At 68.8% G+C, this 18,845-nt stretch carries 16 protein-coding genes; 9 read left to right on the top strand and 7 right to left on the bottom strand.

Features of this window, described 5'->3' with window-relative positions; all coding sequences use genetic code 11:
• Positions 1-82 precede the first annotated feature (82 nt).
• From RCP80_RS16875 to RCP80_RS16850, 6 genes are all read right to left on the bottom strand, one after another.
• Positions 83-1,273 (bottom strand): ROK family protein, encoded by a 1,191-nt coding sequence (locus tag RCP80_RS16875; protein WP_308478765.1) that lies wholly within the window; start codon positions 1,271-1,273, stop codon positions 83-85.
• Between the two features lie 372 nt (positions 1,274-1,645).
• A complete protein-coding gene (locus RCP80_RS16870) occupies positions 1,646-2,983 on the bottom strand; it encodes a DEAD/DEAH box helicase (protein ID WP_308478764.1) in 1,338 nt (445 codons plus the stop codon).
• 216 nt (positions 2,984-3,199) lie between these two features.
• The gene (locus RCP80_RS16865; protein WP_308478763.1) at positions 3,200-4,216 is read right to left on the bottom strand and encodes a diphosphate--fructose-6-phosphate 1-phosphotransferase; all 1,017 of its coding nucleotides are present in this window, start codon (positions 4,214-4,216) and stop codon (positions 3,200-3,202) included.
• A gap of 1 nt (position 4,217) precedes the next feature.
• The gene (locus tag RCP80_RS16860; protein WP_308478762.1) at positions 4,218-4,409 is read right to left on the bottom strand and encodes a YbdD/YjiX family protein; all 192 of its coding nucleotides are present in this window, start codon (positions 4,407-4,409) and stop codon (positions 4,218-4,220) included.
• A complete protein-coding gene (locus RCP80_RS16855) occupies positions 4,355-6,646 on the bottom strand; it encodes a carbon starvation CstA family protein (protein WP_308478761.1) in 2,292 nt (763 codons plus the stop codon). The genes RCP80_RS16860 and RCP80_RS16855 overlap by 55 nt, the downstream gene beginning before the upstream one ends.
• Positions 6,647-6,720: 74 nt before the next feature.
• Positions 6,721-8,274 (bottom strand): ATP-dependent DNA ligase, encoded by a 1,554-nt coding sequence (locus RCP80_RS16850; RefSeq protein ID WP_308478760.1) that lies wholly within the window; start codon positions 8,272-8,274, stop codon positions 6,721-6,723.
• Between the two features lie 141 nt (positions 8,275-8,415).
• Here RCP80_RS16850 and RCP80_RS16845 point away from each other — a divergent pair, with 141 nt between their 5' ends.
• The 9 genes from RCP80_RS16845 to RCP80_RS16805 are packed head-to-tail and all read left to right on the top strand — an operon-like array spanning position 8,416 to position 17,697.
• Positions 8,416-9,174, top strand: coding sequence for an SDR family NAD(P)-dependent oxidoreductase (locus RCP80_RS16845; RefSeq protein WP_308478759.1), 759 nt, complete (start codon positions 8,416-8,418; stop codon positions 9,172-9,174).
• Positions 9,175-9,222: 48 nt separating this feature from the next.
• Positions 9,223-11,388, top strand: a complete 2,166-nt coding sequence (locus RCP80_RS16840) for an acyl-CoA dehydrogenase family protein (protein WP_308478758.1) — start codon at positions 9,223-9,225, stop codon at positions 11,386-11,388.
• A complete protein-coding gene (locus RCP80_RS16835) occupies positions 11,389-12,789 on the top strand; it encodes a FadR/GntR family transcriptional regulator (RefSeq protein ID WP_308478757.1) in 1,401 nt (466 codons plus the stop codon).
• Positions 12,790-12,828: 39 nt separating this feature from the next.
• Complete coding sequence (locus RCP80_RS16830; protein WP_308478756.1) at positions 12,829-13,815, top strand: NAD-dependent epimerase/dehydratase family protein; 987 nt, start codon at positions 12,829-12,831, stop codon at positions 13,813-13,815.
• Positions 13,816-13,819: 4 nt separating this feature from the next.
• Entirely contained in the window at positions 13,820-14,626 is an 807-nt protein-coding gene (locus RCP80_RS16825) for an SDR family NAD(P)-dependent oxidoreductase (RefSeq protein ID WP_308478755.1), read from the top strand.
• Between the two features lie 32 nt (positions 14,627-14,658).
• Entirely contained in the window at positions 14,659-15,453 is a 795-nt protein-coding gene (locus RCP80_RS16820; protein WP_308478754.1) for an SDR family NAD(P)-dependent oxidoreductase, read from the top strand.
• Positions 15,454-15,455: 2 nt separating this feature from the next.
• Positions 15,456-16,310 (top strand): TIGR03619 family F420-dependent LLM class oxidoreductase, encoded by an 855-nt coding sequence (locus RCP80_RS16815; RefSeq protein ID WP_308478753.1) that lies wholly within the window; start codon positions 15,456-15,458, stop codon positions 16,308-16,310.
• Positions 16,300-16,827, top strand: a complete 528-nt coding sequence (locus RCP80_RS16810) for a nuclear transport factor 2 family protein (protein WP_308478752.1) — start codon at positions 16,300-16,302, stop codon at positions 16,825-16,827. Before RCP80_RS16815 ends, RCP80_RS16810 begins: the two co-directional genes overlap by 11 nt.
• Complete coding sequence (locus RCP80_RS16805; RefSeq protein ID WP_308478751.1) at positions 16,828-17,697, top strand: SDR family oxidoreductase; 870 nt, start codon at positions 16,828-16,830, stop codon at positions 17,695-17,697.
• A 28-nt stretch (positions 17,698-17,725) separates the two neighbouring features.
• Here RCP80_RS16805 and RCP80_RS16800 read toward each other — a convergent pair whose 3' ends face one another.
• Positions 17,726-18,697 carry an IS481 family transposase gene (locus RCP80_RS16800; RefSeq protein WP_308478750.1) on the bottom strand — a complete coding sequence of 324 codons (972 nt, stop codon included), beginning with the start codon at positions 18,695-18,697 and terminating at the stop codon, positions 17,726-17,728.
• Positions 18,698-18,845: the final 148 nt, after the last annotated feature.

Here is an 18,845-nt window from a genome sequence, read left to right as displayed (position 1 = left end):
CCTCGGGTCCGGCTATTTTCGATATTTGATCAAATCTTGCCAGACGCCCGGACGCGGGTCCATCCCTGGGTGTGGGCAGCGGTCAGGGGCCGGCCAGGGCGGCGTCGACGGCGTCGGCGGACAGGATCCGGTCGAGGATCAACGCGACCGACCCCTCGACGGCGCTGCGGTCCCCGTGCGAGGCGGGCACGACCTGCAGGGCGCGGGTCGCCAGGGCCGTCGCGGTGCCGTAGAGGGTTTCGCGTAGGCCGGCCACCAGGAAGTCGTACGCCCGTGCCATATCGCCGCCGACCACCACGACCGCCGGGTTGAGGAGGTTGACCGCAGCGGCGACCACCTCACCGATGTGTCGGCCGCTGTCGCGCAGCAGGCGACGCGCCTCGGGTTCGCCGCGGTTGGCCAAGTCGACGACATCGCGGATATGTCCGACGGTGTGCCCGTGTTGCTGCAGGGTGCGGACCAGGGTCCAGCCCCCGGCGATGGCTTCGAGGCAGCCGGTGTCGCCGCATCGACACGGAAGTCCTTGCGCGGCCGCGATTTTATTGTGTCCGAACTCGCCGGCGGCACCCACCGCCCCGCGCCGAAGCGCACCGCCCGCGATGATCCCGGCGCCGAGACCGGTCGAGAGCTTCAGCATTAGCAGGTCGTCGACGTCCCGGTGCCCGTCGCGCCATTCGGCCAGTGCCATGACGTTGGCGTCGTTGTCCACGACGACCGGCGCCGCCGTCAGAGGCGCGAAGTACGGCGCAAGCGCGATGCCGTCCCAGCCGCTCATGATCGGGGAATTCATGCTGGCGCCGCGCAGTTGATCGACGGCACCGGGAAGGCTCAGGCCCACTCCGCGGATCTCGGCGAGGTCGTGGCCGGACTCGCCGACCAGGGCCTCGAGGCGCTTGGTCACATCCGCCATCAACTCCTCCGGTCCCGCGCGACCGTCGAGATCGACCTCGCAGTGCGCCCGAACGGTTCCGGCCAGGTCGGCGATCGCCAGGCAGGTGCGGCTGCGGCCGATCGCGACGGCCAACACGACTCCGGCCGCGCCGTCGAAGCGCAGCAGCGTCGGGGGCCGACCCCCGGTGGAAGCGCCCTCTTCGCGCTCGGTGACCAGCCCGAGCGTCTTGAGCGCGTCCACCCGGGCCGCAACCGCGGTCCGCGACAATGTGGTGGCCGCGCGGACTTCGCTCCGGGTGCTCACCGCGCCGGCGCGGATCAGAGCGAACACCTCGCCGGCGGAGACGGCGCGGGCTGTGGCGGCGCGCCTGAGGACCGGCATCTTTGTATTAGAACAAGCCGTGATCGATGCAACAAGTCCCCAATAAGCGGCCACTTAAGTCTGATAAAAACCTAAGTCTGATGGCGTGAGAGCGCAAGTGCCGTTAGCCTGAGGTCGGTTCTTGGTGTGCTGCAACGGCGCAGGTGCCGGTTTTCGCCGATCGGCATAGAACACCGAGAGCGCTGCTGTTAGCGGTTTTGCTGCGGCGAAAGGAGGCTGAGTCCATGAGCCAGATCGAGCTGTATCTACCGGGTCGGATGTGCGTGACGGTGACCGCACGCAGTGTGCGCGTGCAGCGCAGCGGCGGCCACTGAGGTCAGCGACGACAACACCGGCAGGCCCAACGGGCCTGCCGGTGTGTCCACGAGTTGGTTAGGCCGAAGCGGCGCGCTGCGGCCGCCGGCCCCGGCCACCGCCGGAACCCTGATGCCCCGAACGGGCGCCACCGCGACCCGCCGGTGATCCGCCACCGGACCTGCGATGGGGCGGCTTCGAGCGATTCTGCGAGACCGGCTGCGCGACAACGGGCTTGGGCTTCTGGAAGGGAGCCAACTCCCCGACCAGATCGCGCACCGAATCGGACTCGGCCGAGACCTGCTGCGGCTCAACGCGAATCCCCGCGCGCTGCAGCAGGGTCCGGGTATCGCGACGCTGCTCGGGCAGCACCACTGTTACGACGTCGCCGGCATTGCCGGCGCGCGCGGTGCGTCCGGACCGGTGCAGGTAGGCCTTGTGCTCCATCGGCGGATCCACGTGCACGACCAGTTCGACATCGTCGACGTGCACGCCGCGTGCCGCGATGTCGGTGGCCACCAACACCCGGGCGGTACCACTGGTGAACGCGGCCAGGTTGCGGTCGCGTGCGGGCTGGGACAGGTTGCCGTGTAGATCAACCGACGGCACACCGGCCTCGGTGAGTTGTTTGGCCAGCTTGCGGGCCTGATGCTTGGTGCGCAGGAACAGGATTCGGCGCCCGGTGCCCGAAGCGAGGTACTGCACCAGTCTCCGCTTGTCCTCGACGCCCGAGACGTGGAACACGTGATGGGTCATCGCGGCGACGGGGGAGTTGACCTCATCGACCGAATGCAGGACCGGTTCCCGCAGGAACTTCGCCACCAGCTTGTCCACGCCGTTGTCCAGGGTTGCCGAGAACAACAGGCGCTGACCACCGGAGGGGGTCGCCGACAGGATGCGCGTGACGCCGGGCAGGAAGCCCAGGTCGGCCATGTGGTCGGCCTCGTCGATGACGGTGATCTCCACGGCCTTCAAGCTGATTTCGCCCTGACGCATCAGGTCTTCGAGGCGGCCGGGGCAAGCCACCACGATGTCGACGCCGGCCTTGAGGGCCTGGACCTGACGGTGTTGGGACACGCCGCCGAAGATGGTGGTGACGGTCAAGCCGGCAACGGCGGCCAGCGGCTGCAGCGTTGCGGTGATCTGGGTGGCCAGTTCGCGGGTGGGCGCCAGGATCAGGCCCGACGGTTGCGCCGCACGGCGGCGTCCGGGCGACAGCCGGGTCACCAACGGGAGGCTGAACGCCAGGGTCTTACCGCTGCCGGTCTTTCCGCGGCCCAGCACGTCGCGGCCCGTCATGGAGTCCGGCAGTGTCTTGGTCTGAATCGGAAAGGGTGCGCTAATGCCTTGTGCGGCAAGCGTCTTGACCAGTCCGTCGGAAACACCGAGGCTGGCGAAAGTGGGTTCAATTGTCACAGAGAGTGTTGCCTTTCAGGCATCGCTGTCATCGCGGCAACAACCGTTACATGACAGGCTAAGGTGGCGAGATTGCCGGTGGGCAAAATCGATCGCCGCGAGAACTGTTCGTGTGGGTTGTGCTCCTCACCGAGATGCGGTGAGTTCCCAAAAGATTTCACGACGTACCGACGGGCGCTGTGGCGCGTCAGCATCTCGCCCAGCATAACGCATCATTCAGTCCGCCTCCGCCGAGGCCGTCGTTGTGGCGGGCCGCAACGGTGCCCGCGGCACGACGGGACGGTACTGGCCGTTCCACGAATCCAGCGTCTGCAGCAGCCAAAAAGCCGCAAACTCAACGATCAGAGCGATTTCGAGGCCCAGAATCGCGTAATTCCAGGTCCGCAGATGCACGTGCAGGACGCCCACCACCACCAACGTGGCGCTCATCACGGCCGCGATGGTGATGTACCCCACAGTGAATCGCCCGCGAGCGCGGCAGTGGCAGAAGTGCTGGATCGAGTAACACGCATACAGCACCACCACCGCGATGATGCCGCTGAACATGGCGATCGCGGCCGCGGAATGCGCGCCGGCCGAGAAAGAATCGCGGTCGATCAGAAACCAGAGCAGCCCGGCCGCCAGCGCCGCGGCGGTCAGCACCGGCGCGGCCACCTGAACCCACTTGAGCACGAAGTCGGCCACCGCGACCAGCACCGGTCGCGGCGGGCGGTCCGGCTCGAAGCGGTGGGCACCGTGGTCCACATCGGCGCCCGGGGCGGGCCCGGCCTGCGCGCGCACCACCAGATACGTCACGATGCCCACCGCGGCCCCGACCAGCACGGCGATGACGTTGTTGCTCACCGCGGCGGTGGTGACACTGTGGGTCGGCAACCAGAGTCCACAACTGGTGGCCGGATCTTTGGGGTTGTGCAGGGGACTGCTGGTGGGCACCAATGCCACTACGAAGGCGAGGAACCCGGCGAAGTTCAACAGGATGTCCTCGGGCGTCGTGAGGCCCTTGTACGAGATCAGGCATACTCCCACCGCGCACAACGCGCCGATGAAAACCGCGTGGGCGACGGTGTAGTAGAACGCACTGATCGAGGTCTGCCAGCAGTTGTCGGATGTGGCCGCCAGCACCATCGAGGCCAGCAGGCCGGCGACGACCGCAACGAGGGCCAGCCGGACGTATCGGTAGGTCGCCAGCGGGTATCCGACGCCGGTGTCCTGCGCTGCCGCTGGTCGGGTCATCTCAGCAGCAGCGCGCGCCGGGGTTCGCGTCGCTGGCGGCATGCCGCATCCGCCAGTAGTCGCGTTCGGAGCACACCGGTTGACCCGGGTGGCGGCGCCGACGGTGTTCGACGTAGCGCTGGTAGTGGTTGTCGCCCATCAATGATGCCCAGTACCAACGGATTTGCCGGAGGCTGTTGATAGCTCGTGCCATTGCTGCTGCACCTCCTTCTCGGCGGTGGACGGAATCATGCCGGCGGGAGCGAAAATGCGTGAGGGCACGGGTTCATCCTCGGTCAACGGTCGGCCGGTGCCGCGGATCGAACGCAGCGCCACCACAACTCCGGCGAGGAACACGATGAGCACCAGCACCGCGAACATGATGGAGAACGTGCCCTGGATGAAGGTGTTGCGGATCACCGCGTCGATCTCGCCCGGCGTCTTGGCGGCGCCGAAGCTGGTCTGGCCGGCCGCCTTGGCCGCCACGTACTGCGAATGTTGAGTCCAGTAACCGACTTTGGGATCGCCGGAGAAGATCTTCTGCCACGACGCGGTCATCGTCACGATCAGATCCCACAGCAGCGGAACCCCCGGTATCCAGGCCCATTTGAGATGGCCCCGCTTGATCACCACCACGGTGACAACGGTCAGCGCGATCGCGGCCAACAACTGGTTGGCGATACCGAACAGCGGGAACAGGGTGTTGATGCCGCCCAGCGGATCGGTCACCCCCATCAGCAGGATGGACCCCCACGCCGCGACCACCACCACGCTGCAGGTCCAGGCGCCCACCCGCCAACTGGGGTCGCGCAGCTTGCGCATCGGGCCCCCGATGTTGCTCAGGCCGTCGGACAACATGAAGCGGGCCACCCGGGTGCCGGCGTCGACCGTCGTCAAGATGAACAACGCCTCGAACATGATCGCGAAGTGATACCAGAACGCCTTGAGGTTGGGGCCGCCGAACACCTGCAGTACCTCGGCCATCCCGAACGCGAGGGTGGGTGCGCCGCCGGTGCGGGAGATGATCGATTCCTCCCCGACACTTTCGGCGGCCGCGGTGATCTCGTCCGCGCTGATGGGTTGCCCGGACAAACCGAGATTGTTGACGTAGTCCGCCGCGGACTCCGCCGCCCCGCCGGTTGCCGCCGCCGGTGCGTTCATCACGAAGTACAGGTGCTGGTTGAGAATCGAGGCGGTGATCAGCGCCATGATCGCGACGAACGACTCGGTCAGCATGCCGCCGTAGCCGATCAGCCGCATCTGGCTTTCCTTCTCCAGCAGCTTCGGGGTGGTGCCGGAGGCGATCAGCGAATGGAACCCCGACAGCGCACCGCAGGCAATCGTGATGAACAGGAACGGGAACAGCGCCCCGGCGAACACCGGACCGTCGCCCCGGGTGGCGAACTGCGAGATCGCGGGCGCCTCCATCAGCGGCCGCGCGACCAGGATTCCCACCGCGAGTAACGCGATGGTGCCGACCTTCATGAACGTCGACAGGTAATCGCGGGGCGCCAGCAGCAACCACACCGGCAGCACCGAGGCGGCCAGGCCGTAGATGATCAGGCACCACGACAGGGTGACCTTGGACAGCGTGAACCAGTCTGTACCCCAGGCGGTGTCGGCCACCCACCCGCCGGAGGCCACCGCGAGCAGCAGCAGCACGACACCTATGAGCGACACCTCCGACACCCGTCCCGGCCGGAAGAAGCGCAGATAGAGGCCCATGAAGATGGCGATCGGAATGGTCATCGCGATGGAGAACACGCCCCACGGGCTGTCGGCCAGGGCGTTGACCACCACCAGCGCCAACACCGCCAGCAGGATCACCATGATGACCAGCACGCCGACAATGGCGGCCACGCCGCCGACGACACCGAGTTCGTCGCGCGCCATCTGGCCCAGCGAGCGGCCGCGCCGGCGCGTCGAGATGCTCAGCACCAGGTAGTCCTGCACGCAGCCGGCGACCACCGCACCGATGATGATCCAGATGGCACCCGGCAGGAACCCCATCTGGGTGGCCAGCACCGGACCCACCAACGGACCCGCCCCGGCGATCGCGGCGAAGTGGTGGCCGAACAGCACGCGCCGGTCGGTCGGCATGTAGTCGGTGCCGTTTTCGAATATCTCGGCGGGAGTGGCGTGTTCGTCGCGGGGCTGGACGAGCTTCAGTTCGATGAGCCGCGCGTAGAACCGGTAGCCCAGGACGTAGGTGCAGATCGCCGCGATCACGAACCACACGGCGTTGACGGTTTCTCCGCGGAAGAACGCGATGATCGCCCACGCCAACGCGCCGAGGATCGCGATGGTCGCGAAGATCAGCTTGTGTTTGGTGGTGATGGGGGAGCGGTCGATGATCGCTACCGGCGGCAGGTCCTGGTCGGTGCGGATGTAGGTGATGTCTCCGACGGTCTCCTCGGTGCCCTCCGAGGGCGTGGCGGCAGGTATTGCCACGTGGTAGGCCTTCCACTGATTCGGGTTGACTGAGCTACGTTGACGCGTGGATCGATCTTGTCACCACTGGCGCCTCAGCTGTCGAAGATCGCCCGGACCGTGTCGACGGTGTCGGCCTCGGCGGGCGACTTGTCGTCGCGATAACGCAGCACCCGGGCGAACCGCAGCGCCATCCCGGCGGGGTAGCGGGACGACTTCTGCACACCGTCGAACGCGATCTCCACCACCTGCTCGGGGCGTAGCCGCACCACGTAACCGTCGGTGGGGCCGGCGGCTAGCTCGAGGAACCGGGCCGTCTGCCACTCCAACATCGCATCGGTCATGCCCTTGAAGGTCTTGCCCAGCATGACGAAACCGTCGCCGTCGGGACTGCGTGCCCCGAGGTGAATGTTGGACAGCTTGCCGGTGCGCCGGCCCGACCCCCATTCCACGGCGAGGACCACCAGATCCAGGGTGTGCACCGGCTTGATCTTCAACCAGCCCGAGCCGCGCCGGCCCGCCTCGTAGGGCGCGGATGCGGACTTGGCCAGTACGCCCTCGTGGCCCGCGGCCAGGGTGGCCGCCAGGAACTGTGCGGCCGCGTCGGGGTCCGAGGTGTGCAGGCGGTCGACCCGCAGCCGGTCGGGCACCAGCGCGTCCAGTGCGGCCAGCCGCTGCGTGGTCGGCTCGTCGATCAGATCGGTGCCGTCGACATGCAGCAGGTCGAAGAAGAACACCGAGAGGTGTTGTGCGGCAGCGGCGACCGACGCATCGCCGCGGCGACCGAACCGCGAGGCGGTCACCTGGAAGCGGTGCGGCCGGCCGCCGGGGCGCAGTGCAATCGCCTCGCCGTCGGCGATCAGGGTGCGTACCGGTAGCGCCAGCGTCGCGGCGACCACCTCGGGCAGCCGCGCGGTGACGTCGTCGAGGCTGCGGGTGTACACGCTCACGGTGTCGTCGTGGCGGTGGATCTGAACCCGCGCGCCGTCCAGCTTGGCCTCGAAAATCGCTGTCCCGCCGTGGCGTTCGAGGGCGTCGGTGACATCGGCGGCGGTCTGCGCGAGCATGGGTGACACCGGCCGGCCGACCTGCAACGAGAACTCGGCCACCGCCGCCGCGCCGCCGGTCAGCGCTGCCGCGGCGACTGCGGGCAGGTTTCCGGCCAGCATGGCCGCGCGCCGGATGGCCACCGGTGGCAGGCCGGCGGCCTTGGCGACCGCATCGGCCATCACTCCGCCCAACGCGCCCTGCCGCAGCTCGCCGGACAGCAGGCGACGAAGAAACTGCTGCTCGTCCGCGGTGGCCTCGCCGAACAGGGCGGCGACCAAAGCCGCGCGCCGCGCCGTCGATCCCTTGCCGGCCACCCGGCCGATCTCGGTCAAGGCGGCATCGACGCCCGACACGGTGTGGGTCGGCGCCGTCGCGGGGGCCGGCGGGGACCGCAGCGCCGCCCAGCCGACCCCGATCTGGCGTTGTGGCAGCTCTCCCAAGAGCCACGACACGACTGTGGCGACCTGCCGGGAGCGGTCGGAGGGGTCGGCCTCGACGGCGGCGGCGGACAGCAGCGCGGCGAGTTGAGTGATCTTCGCCGACCGGGACGCGGACGCGCCGACCTGCGCCGAGGTGGTCGCGACATCGGTCAACCGCATGGATTCACCGTCGCACAATCCACCGGCACCGGGGAAGACTCGAGATCCGGACACTCATTTATCGCCCCCGGGGTGCCGTACCGTGACACGAGGCGTTAACTTTGTAACGAAATCAGGCTTTAGGCTTTAGGGAGGCATTGCATGGAGATCAGCGGCAAGAAGGCCATCGTCGTCGGTGGAGCATCGGGCATGGGACGGGCGTCGGCGGAATTGCTCAAGGCCAAGGGCGCCGACGTGGCGATCCTGGACCGTGAGGGTTCCGACGGCAAGGATGTCGCCGAGGCGTTGGGTGGCAAGTTCTACGCCGTCGATGTCACCGACTTCGAGGGCACCGAGGAGACGCTCGCGGCGGCGGTCGCCGACCTCGGTGGTCTGCACGTGATCGTCACGACGGCCGGCGGTGGAATCGGGGAGCGCACGCTGGGCAAGGCCGGCGTGCACAGCCTGGACTCGTTCCGCAAGACCATCGATCTGAACCTGGTCGCGACCTTCAACATCAGCCGGCTGGCGGCCCAGCACATGGCCAACAACGAGCCTGAGGACGAGGAACGCGGCGTCATCATCAACACCGCTTCGATCGCGGCCTTCGAGGGACAGATCGGCCAGGTGGCCTACACCGCGGCCAAGGCCGGCATCGCGGGGATGTGTCTGACCATGGCCCGCGACCTCGGGTCGGTGGGCGTGCGGGTGCTCGCGATCGCGCCGAGCCTGTTCGCGACCGGTCTGACCAAGGGCATCCCGGACGAGTTCGCGACCGCGCTGACCAAGGACGCCGCGTTCCCGAAGCGGCTGGGCCGCCCGGAGGAGTACGGCAAGCTCGTCACCGCGATCGTCGAGAACCCGATGCTCAACGGGCAGTGCCTGCGCCTCGATGCGGGCCAGCGGTTCGCGCCCAAGTAGGCTGCTCTGCAATAGAGTGCACTCTAAACGCTAGGACGAGGAGAACCCGTGGGCATCGCGTTGACCGACGACCATCGTGAGCTCGCCGGGGTTGCCCGCGGGTTCCTCACCGCTCAGAAAGCCCGTGCCGCGGCCCGGGAACTGCTGGACGCACCGGAGGAGACGCGTCCGGCGTTCTGGTCCGAGTTGGCCGGTCTCGGCTGGCTGGGCCTGCACATCGGCGAGGAGTACGGCGGGTCCGGCTTCGGCCTGCCCGAGTTGGTGGTGGTCCTCGAGGAACTCGGCCGCGCGGTCGCCCCGGGCCCCTTCGTCCCCACCGTGGTGGCCTCGGCCGTGATCGAGCGCACCGGCAGCGACGCACAGAAGACCCGGCTGCTGCCCGGACTGATCGACGGGTCGGTCACCGCCGCAGTCGGATTGGCCGGCGACGTCGTCATCGAGAACGGCCGTGCCAAGGGCAAGGCCGGGGTGGTTCTCGGCGCCGCCCTCGCCGATCTGTTAGTGCTGGCCGCCGGCGATGATCTGCTGATCGTCGAGCGCGACCGGGCCGGGGTGTCGGTGCAGGTGCCGGACAATCTCGACCCGACCCGCCGGTCCGGACGGGTGCAACTCGACGACGTGGCCGTGCGCGACGACGACATCATCACCGGTGCTCGTTCGTCGGCGCTGGCTCACGCCCGTGCGCTGTTCGCCGCCGAGGCGGTCGGGGGCGCGGGTGACTGCCTGGACGCGGCGGTGGAGTACGCCAAGGTGCGCCAGCAGTTCGGCCGCACCATCGCGACCTTCCAGGCGGTCAAGCACCACTGCGCGAACATGGTGGTGGCGGCCGAATCGGCGCTGGCGCTGGTGTGGGATGCCGCCCGCGCACAGGGCGATTCGGATCAGGAGTTCGCACTGATGGCGGCCGGCGCGGCCGCCTCGGCGTTCCCCGCCTACCTGCGCAACGCGGAACTGAACATCCAGGTGCACGGCGGTATCGGATTCACCTGGGAACACGACGCGCACCTGCATCTGCGGCGCGCGATGGTGCTGCGCGCCGCGCTCGGTGACGAGGCGGCGGCCGCCGATGTCTTCGATCTGACCGCAGCGGGCGTGCGGCGCAACAACAGCCTGGACCTGCCGCCGGAGGCCGAGGAACTGCGGGTGAGCGTCCGGGCCGACGCGGCGGAGATCGCCAAGCTGGACGAGGTTGACCGGTTGGACCGCCTGATCGCCACCGGCTATGTGATGCCGCACTGGCCCAAGCCGTGGGGACGCGCCGCCGACGCCGTCGAGCAGTTGGTGATCGACGAGGAGTTCCGCGCGGCCGGCGTCAAGGCCCCGGACTACGGCATCACCGGCTGGGTCATCCTGACTCTGGTCCAGCACGGAACCCCTTCGCAGATCGAACGATTCGTCGAGAAGGCGCTGCGCCGGGAAGAGATCTGGTGCCAGCTGTTCTCCGAGCCGGACGCGGGCTCGGATGCGGCCGCGGTCAAGACCCGGGCGGTGCGCGTCGACGGCGGCTGGAAGATCAACGGGCAGAAGGTGTGGACCAGCGGCGCGCACTACTGTCGGCGCGGTCTGGCCACCGTCCGCACCGATCCCGATGTGCCCAAGCACGCGGGCATCACCACCGTGATCGTCGATATGAAGGCGCCCGGGGTCGAGGTGCGACCGCTGCGGATGATCACCGGCGGTTCGGAATTCAACGAGGTGTTCTTCAACGACGTCTTCGTTCCCGACGAGGACGTGGTGGGCGAGCCCAACACCGGGTGGACCGTGGCACGCGCGACGTTGGGTAATGAGCGCGTCAGCATCGGCAGCGGCGCCGGGGTCGGCGGCATCAAGCCCGAGACCGTGATTCCGATGGTGAACGAATTCGGAGATCGCGTGACCGGCGCGAAGATTCGGGCCGGTAACTACCTGGCCGACGACCACGCGATCCGGCTGCTGAACCTGCGCCGGGCGGTGCGCAGCATCGAGGGCGCCGGCCCCGGACCCGAGGGCAACATCACCAAACTCAAGCTTGCCGAACACATGGGCGAGTACGCGGGCATCGCCGGTGCGCTCAGCGGTTCCGAACTGGTGCTGATGGACGGTCCGACCGCCCTGGTGGCGCAACTGGCGATGGGTGCCCGCGGGATGGCGATCGCCGGCGGCACCTCCGAGGTCACCCGGAATCAGATCGCCGAACGGATCCTGGGGATGCCGCGCGATCCGCTGATCAAATAGGTGCTGGACCCGGGTCCCCCCGCAGGCCACCGGGCCTCGCACATTGCCCGACTGATCGAGGCCGACATCATTCGGCGCGGTTGGCCCGTCGGCGAATCGCTGGGCTCGGAACCAGTGCTGCAACAACGGTACGGCGTCAGCCGGGCGGTGCTGCGCGAGGCGGTACGGCTGGTCGAACACCATCAGGTGGCGCGGATGCGACGCGGTCCGAACGGCGGCCTGATTGTCACCCCGCCGGATGCGGCCCCGGCGACCCGGGCGATGGTCATCTACCTGGAGTACGCCGGCACCACGATCTCGGAATTGCTCGAGGCCCGGCTGTTACTGGAGCCGCTGGCTGCCGGGCTGGCCGCCGAACGCGTCGATGAAGCCGAGATCGACGCCCTGCGAGGCGCTCTCGCGGCCACCGATGGCCAGCCGGGCCACGGCGAACTGCACATCGAGTGGGCCGAGCTGGCGGGCAATCCGGTGTTGACGTTGTTCGTGGAGGTGCTGACGCGGCTGACCGCGCGCTATGCCCGGGGGGCGCGCCCGCCGACGCCGGACGGGTTGCGGCGCCTGGCGGCCGACCACGGGGCGATCGTGGCGGCCATCACCGCCGGTGACGCCGGCCGTGCCGCGACGTTGACCGAGGATCACGTGCAGACCGTGACGGGATGGCTGCAGCGCCACCATCGGCCCGGCCCGGGGCGCGGTGGCGCACCGGCCGCGGTACGGGGCAAGCGGGCCGAGGTGCTGGCCGCCGCGATCCATGAGGACATCGCGACCGAGGGCTGGCGGACCGGGACCGTCTTCGGTGGTGAAGCCGACCTGCTGCAGCGGTATGGAGTGTCGAGATCGACTCTGCGCGAGGCGGTTCGGCTACTCGATTACCACACCGTGGCTCGCATGCGACGCGGTCCGGGTGGGGGGTTGATCATCACCGAGCCGCAACCGGAGGCGGCCGTCGACACCATTGCGCTCTACCTCGACTACCGCCGGCCCACCCGGATGGACCTGAACCTGGTGCGCGAGGCCATCGAGGTCGACAACGTCGCCGCCGTCGTCGCCCGCCGTACCGATCCGGACGTGGTCGCCTTCCTGGCGGGTCGACACGACGGACCGCCCGACGGTGCGGCGCCCGAGGATCCCCGCGCGGCCGGGTGGGCCGAGTTGGCCTTCCACACCGAACTGGCCGAACTGGCCGGCAACCGGGTGCTGAACATCTTCCTGCGGATCATCATCGAGCTGTTCGGCCGGCATTGGACCCCGACCATGCAACCCATGCCCGGCCCCGGCGACGCCCTCGAGATGTACCGCGCTCACGGCCGCATCGTGGCGGCCATCCGCGACGGGGACGACAGCATGGCCCAACACCGCTCACGGCGGCATCAGGAGGCGTTGTCGTCCTGGTGGGTGTAGTCGGTAAACCGTGGACCTGCGCAGGGTAATCTGACCGCGATGCATATCGCGGTAACGGGCGGTACCGGCTACGTCGGCGCTCACATGGTGGCCGAACTGCTGACGGCCGGGCACAGCGTGAAGCTTCTGGTGGAGCCGCACTGGTCCAACGACACACTGCTGGAGCGACTGCGCGGGGCCGGGCCGGTGGACGTGGTCCACGGTGACCTGCGGACCGCCGACGTCGTCGACGAACTGCTCGAGGGCTGCGAAGCCGTGCTGCACGGCGCCGGGGTGGTGGGCACCGACGACAGTCGCGAGGCGTTGATGTGGGACATCAACGCCTACGCCAGCGAGCGGATCATGCGGCGCGGCGTCGAGTTGAACCTCGATCCGATTGTGCTGGTGTCCAGTTACAGCGCGCTGTTTCCGCCCCCTGGTCCGGTGATCACCCCGGATTCGCCGACCGCGCAAGGCAAATCGGCGTACGCGCGAACCAAGTCGTACGCCGACCGGCTGGCGCGCGAGCTGCAAAACGACGGGGCGCCGGTGGTGGTGACGTATCCGTCCAGCGTGGTCGGCCCCGCCCTGGACACCGCCGCCGGCATCACCGAGCAGGGCTGGGGAACCATTGTGCGCTACCGCATCGCGCCCAAGGTCGGGGCCGCGGGCATGCAGATGATCGACGTCCGGGATGTGGCGTTGGTGCACGAGCGCGCGATGCGCCCCGGCCGCGGCCCCAAGCGTTACCTGTGCGGAGGTGAGATGCTCAGCTTCGATGAGATGATTGCCGCGGTCGAGCAGGGCTCGGGTCGCAAGGTCCGGCGAATCCCGATGACCGCGGCGATGTTCCGTCGCCTCGGACAGCTCTCCGACCTCGCGGCGTCCGTCGTTCCGCTGGGCAGCGGGTTCAGTCACGAAGCCGCCCAATTGATCACCGCCGCGATCCCCATGGACGACAGTCAAACCCGGCGCGAACTCGAGATCCGATGGCGGTCACCGGTCGAGGCCATTTACGCGTCGTTCGCGGCCGATACCGGACGCTGACGCGATGAGCGAGGCAACGCGGGTCGCGGTGGTGACGGGGGCCAGTCGAGGCGCCGGACGCGGGATCGCCGCGGCACTGGCCGGCCGCGGGTGGCGCGTCTACGGCACCGGCCGGACCATCGCGACGGCCCCGCCCGGCGGCGTCGCGGTCGCGGTGGATCACCGCGACGACGCGGCGGTGGCCGCACTGTTCGAACGGGTGCGCGCCGAGGCCGGTCGACTGGACCTGCTGGTGAACAACGCCGCGTCGATCGCCGATGAACTGGTAAGCCCAAAGCCGTTCTGGGAGAAGCCCCTCGGGCTGGCCGACGTGCTGGACGTCGGACTGCGCTCGGCGTATGTCGCGGCCTGGCATGCCGCGCCGCTGCTGCTGCGCCAGGACCGGGGGCTGATCGCGTTCACGTCGTCGCCGGGTGCGGTGTGCTACATGCACGGGCCCGCCTACGGCGCGCAGAAGGCCGGAATCGACAAGCTGGCAGCGGACATGGCGGTCGACTTCCGCGGCACCGCGGTGAGTACGGCGTCGATCTGGATGGGCATCCTGCTCACCGAGAAGCTGCGCGCGGCCTTCGCCGGTGATGCCGAGGCGCTGGCCAAGACCGCCGAGCACGCCGAAACCCCGGAGTTCACCGGGCATCTGATCGATGCGCTCTACCGAGATCCGGCGTTGAACGAGCTGAGCGGACAGACCTTCATCGGGGCCGAGCTGGCCGAGCGCTACGGCATCACCGACGAAGCTGGCCGTCGCCCCCCGTCGCATCGTGCGCTGCTGGGTGCGCCCCGAGAGCCGAGCTCCGTGGTCGTGCGTTGAGCCCCGGATGCCGGGTAACTGAGGAGGACGCGATGACCGACCGGGACAAGTACGGGCCGTGGGCGGTGATAGCCGGCGGCTCGGAGGGCGTGGGCGCCGAGTTCGCGCGACAACTCGCCCGGGACGGCGTCAACCTGGTGCTGATCGCACGCAAGCCGGGCCCGCTCGAGGAGACCGCGGCGCGCTGCCGCGACCTCGGCGTGGAGGTCCGCGCGCTGTCGTTGGACCTGCTCGACCCCGAGGCGGTGGCGCGGATCACCGCGTCGACCGCGGATCTCGAGGTGGGCCTGCTGATCTACAACGCCGGCGCCAGCACCTGCAACGAACCGTTCCTGGATGCCGACCTGACCGAATTCCAGAAGGTGACCGACCTCAACGTCACCCGGATGCTCGAACTGGTACAGCACTACGGCCGCGCCATGGTCGGCCGCGGACGGGGCGGCATCCTGCTGGTGGGCTCGCTGTCGGGCTACATGGGCACCGCCCGGCACACCGTCTACGCCGGCGCCAAGGCCTTCTCGCGGATGTTCGCCGAGAGCCTGTGGCTGGAACTGCGTGAGCGGGGCGTCGACGTCCTCGAACTCGTGCTCGGGGTGACCCGGACGCCGGCGATGGAGCGCGCCGGGCTGGACTTCGACGTCCCGGGCCTGATCGTCAACGACCCGGCCGAGGTGGCCGCCGAGGGCCTCGCGCACCTGGCCGACGGACCGGTGTACGTCGCGGGCGGAAACGCGGCGCGAGCCGCGGCCAACAGCGCCCCGGATCGCGCGCGGGTCGTGCTCGAGTCGCACCGCATCATCCAGGCGCTGACGGCGCGGGCGCGCTGAGCATGCGACTGGGGTTGTCGACGCCGGTCGTCATCCAGATTCCGGGGGTCGCCGCCCCCTGGGAGGCCGGCGCGGGCGCCGACGAGCTGGCCCAGATCGCGGCGGCCGCCGATGAACTGGGCTATGAGTATCTGACCTGCTCCGAACACGTCGCGGTGCCGACCGCCGATGCCGCCACCCGCGGCGCGGTGTACTGGGATCCGTTGGCGACGTTCGGTTTCCTGGCCGCGCACACCCGCCGAATCCGGTTGGCCACCTCGGTGCTGGTGCTCGGCTATCACCATCCGCTCGAGATCGCCAAACGTTACGGCACCCTGGACCAGATCAGCGGCGGACGGCTGGTCCTCGGCGTCGGAATCGGCTCGCTGACACCGGAATTCGACCTGCTCGGCGCCGCGTGGCCACTGCGCGCCGCGCGCGCCGACGACGCGATCCGAGCGCTGCGGGCGTCGCTGTCGACCACCGAGCCGGAGTACCACGGCGAGTTCTACGACTATTCGGGCATGCTGCTGCAGCCCTGCGCGGTGCAGTCGCAGGTGCCGATCTGGGTCGGCGGGCGTTCGACCGCGTCGCTGAACCGCGCGGTGGGCCTGGCCGATGGCTGGATGCCGTTCGGCTTGGCGCCGGCGGAGGTGCGGACGATGCTCGATGCGGTGGAACTGCCGCCGGGCTTCGAGGTGCTGCTGTCGACCGGGACGGCACTCGATCCCGCCGGCGACGCGGACCGCACCCGCAGGCGGCTGGCGACATTGCGGGCCGCCGGCGCCACCGCGGTCACCTGCGTCATCACCGCCCGCAACGCCGAGCACTACTGCGAACAACTCGCCACCCTACGGGAGGTCGCCGATGCCGGCTGACGACACGTACGACACCGTCCTGGCCAGGTTGCAGCGCCTGGAGGATGAACACGACATCGCCAAACTCATTGCCTCCTACGGTCCGTCGGTCGACGCCGGCGACGCCGACCGCACCGCGCAACTGTGGGCCGGCGACGGCACCTACGACGTGGAGAACTGGCAGATGCGGGGCCGGACCGCGGTGCACGACATGGTCAGCTCGAATGCGCACCAGAAGCTGGTCGCCGGTGGCTGCAGTCATTTCCTCGGCCCCGCCGTCGTCACCGTGACCGGCGACGCCGCGGTGGCCGTGTGTGAGTCGCTGGTGGTGGTGCGCGAGTCCGACGACGCGGAACGCGCCGCCGGCTACCGGGTCTGGCGCGCCGCGGCCAATCACTTCGTACTGCAACGCATCGACGGACGCTGGCAGATCACGGCCCGCACCAGCCGACTGCTCAACGGCGATCCACACGCCCACACCCTGCTGACGGCGGGACTGGCCGGCGCCGCCGCGCCACATGAACAACGGGAGGAATGAATGGGTACCTACGCGGTGACCGGCTCAGCGTCGGGAATGGGGCGGCAGGCGACGCTGAAGTTGCGCGCCGCCGGGCACACGGTGATCGGCGTGGACCTCGCCGAGGCGGAGGTGACGGCCGACCTGTCCACTTCGGCGGGACGGGCGGCGGCGGCGGCCGAGGTGCTCGCCGCCGCCGACGGACGCCTGGACGGGGCCGTGCTGGCCGCCGGCGTCGGACCGACCCCGGGCGCGGGCCGGTCCCGAATCATCTTCGAGGTCAACTACTTCGGCGTCGTCGACCTGCTGCAGGCCTGGCGACCGGCGCTGGCGCGTGGCGGCAGCGGTGAGCGCAGCGCCAAAGTCGTGGTGGTGTCCAGCAACTCGACCACCACGATCCCGCTGGTGCCGCGTCGCGCGGTGCGCGCCTTGTTGGCCGGCGACGCCGACCGTGCGGTGGGCGCGATGCGGCTGTTCGGGACGAATGCGCCGTCGATGGCCTACGGGGCGTCCAAGATCGCGGTCTCGCGGTGGGTGCGTCGCCAGGCCGTGACGCCGCAGTGGGCGCGCGCGGGCATCCGGCTCAACGCCTTGGCGCCCGGTGCGATCCTGACGCCACTGCTGGAGAAGCAACTCGCCACCCCCAAGGAAGCCAAGACGATCCGGGCCTTCCCGGTGCCCGTCGGCGGCTTCGGGGCGCCGGAGCAACTCGCCGACTGGATGCTGTTCATGCTCTCGGATGCGGCGGAATTTCTCTGCGGCAGCGTGATCTTCGTCGACGGGGGATCGGATGCCTACTTCCGCGCCGACGACTGGCCCACCCGGCCCGCGCTGACCGGAACCCCGCGCTACCTGTGGCGGTTCGGCCGCTCCGTCTGGAAGAACCGGTGAATTCCCGCAGGTAAGCCGGCTTCGAGGACTAGTTGTAATGACCAGGCAGGTTGTGAACGCGTAGGCGCTCGATGGGGGTCTTTCCTCCGATACCGGTGTGGGGTCGGTGGTGATTGTAGTGATGCAGCCAATCTTGGTAGGTCTGCGCGCGGGCGTCGTTGGACCGGTAGGTCTGGGCGTAGGCCCATTCGGCGGCCAGGGTGCGGTTGAAGCGTTCCACCTTGCCGTTGGTCTGCGGCCGATACGGTCGGGTTCGCTTGTGCGTGATCACATCGCCTAGTGCTTCGGCGAAACACTTTGAGCGGTAACATGATCCGTTGTCAGTGAGGACGCGCCGAACGATGATGCCATGGTCTACGAAGAAGGCGTTGGCGTTGCGCCAGAACGCTGCGGCGGTCTCCTTGCGTTCGTCGTCGAGTTCTTCGGAGTAGGCCAGTCGGCTGTGGTCGTCGACCGCGTGGTGCAGGTAGGCGTAGCCCATCCCGCTGCGGGTTTTGCGCCCCGCTTGCCGGCCGAGCTTGCGGTGCCCACCACCATCGGGGATACGGCCGAGCTTTTTGATGTCCACGTGCACCAGATCGCCCGGCGCCGCGTGCTCGTAGCGGTTGGGCTTCGGGCGGCGTACCGGCAGGCCGGTGGCCTGATCCAGGTGCCTCAACAGGGGCATCTTGTAGCGCTTGAGCACCGCCTGCACCGTTGATCGCGGCACGTGCAGGTGTGCGGCGATCCGATCGGGCCCCCAGCGGCGGGTGAAGCGCAGCTTGACGATCCGACGCTCCCGACGTGCCGGCAGCCGGTTGGGGCTGTGGCGCGGACGGCTGGGTCGGTCGAACATCGCCTCCGCGCCACCGACCCGGTAGCGATCGGCCCACTTCTTCGCTGTGGCCGGTGAGCACTGGAACCGCTCAGCAGCACGTCGGATCGACCAACCCTCATCGACAATCAGCTTGGCGAGTTTCAATCGCCCCTTCGGGGTCAGCGAAGCATTAGCGTGGGACACGAGGACCTCCTGGTGATCGGCGTGTGTGTGGTAACCACACCGATACCGGAGGTCCTCACCTACTTCCGCGCACCACGCCGTTCACAACCTCCCTGGCCATTACAACTAGTCTCGAGGTCAGCCACACAAGGGGGTTGGTCATGACACG

It is taken from the genome of Mycolicibacterium sp. MU0053, from assembly GCF_963378095.1.
Taxonomy (GTDB): Bacteria; Actinomycetota; Actinomycetes; order Mycobacteriales; family Mycobacteriaceae; genus Mycobacterium; species Mycobacterium burgundiense.
Note: the sequence above shows the minus strand (reverse complement) of the source record. Positions and strands in the feature narration are given on the sequence as shown.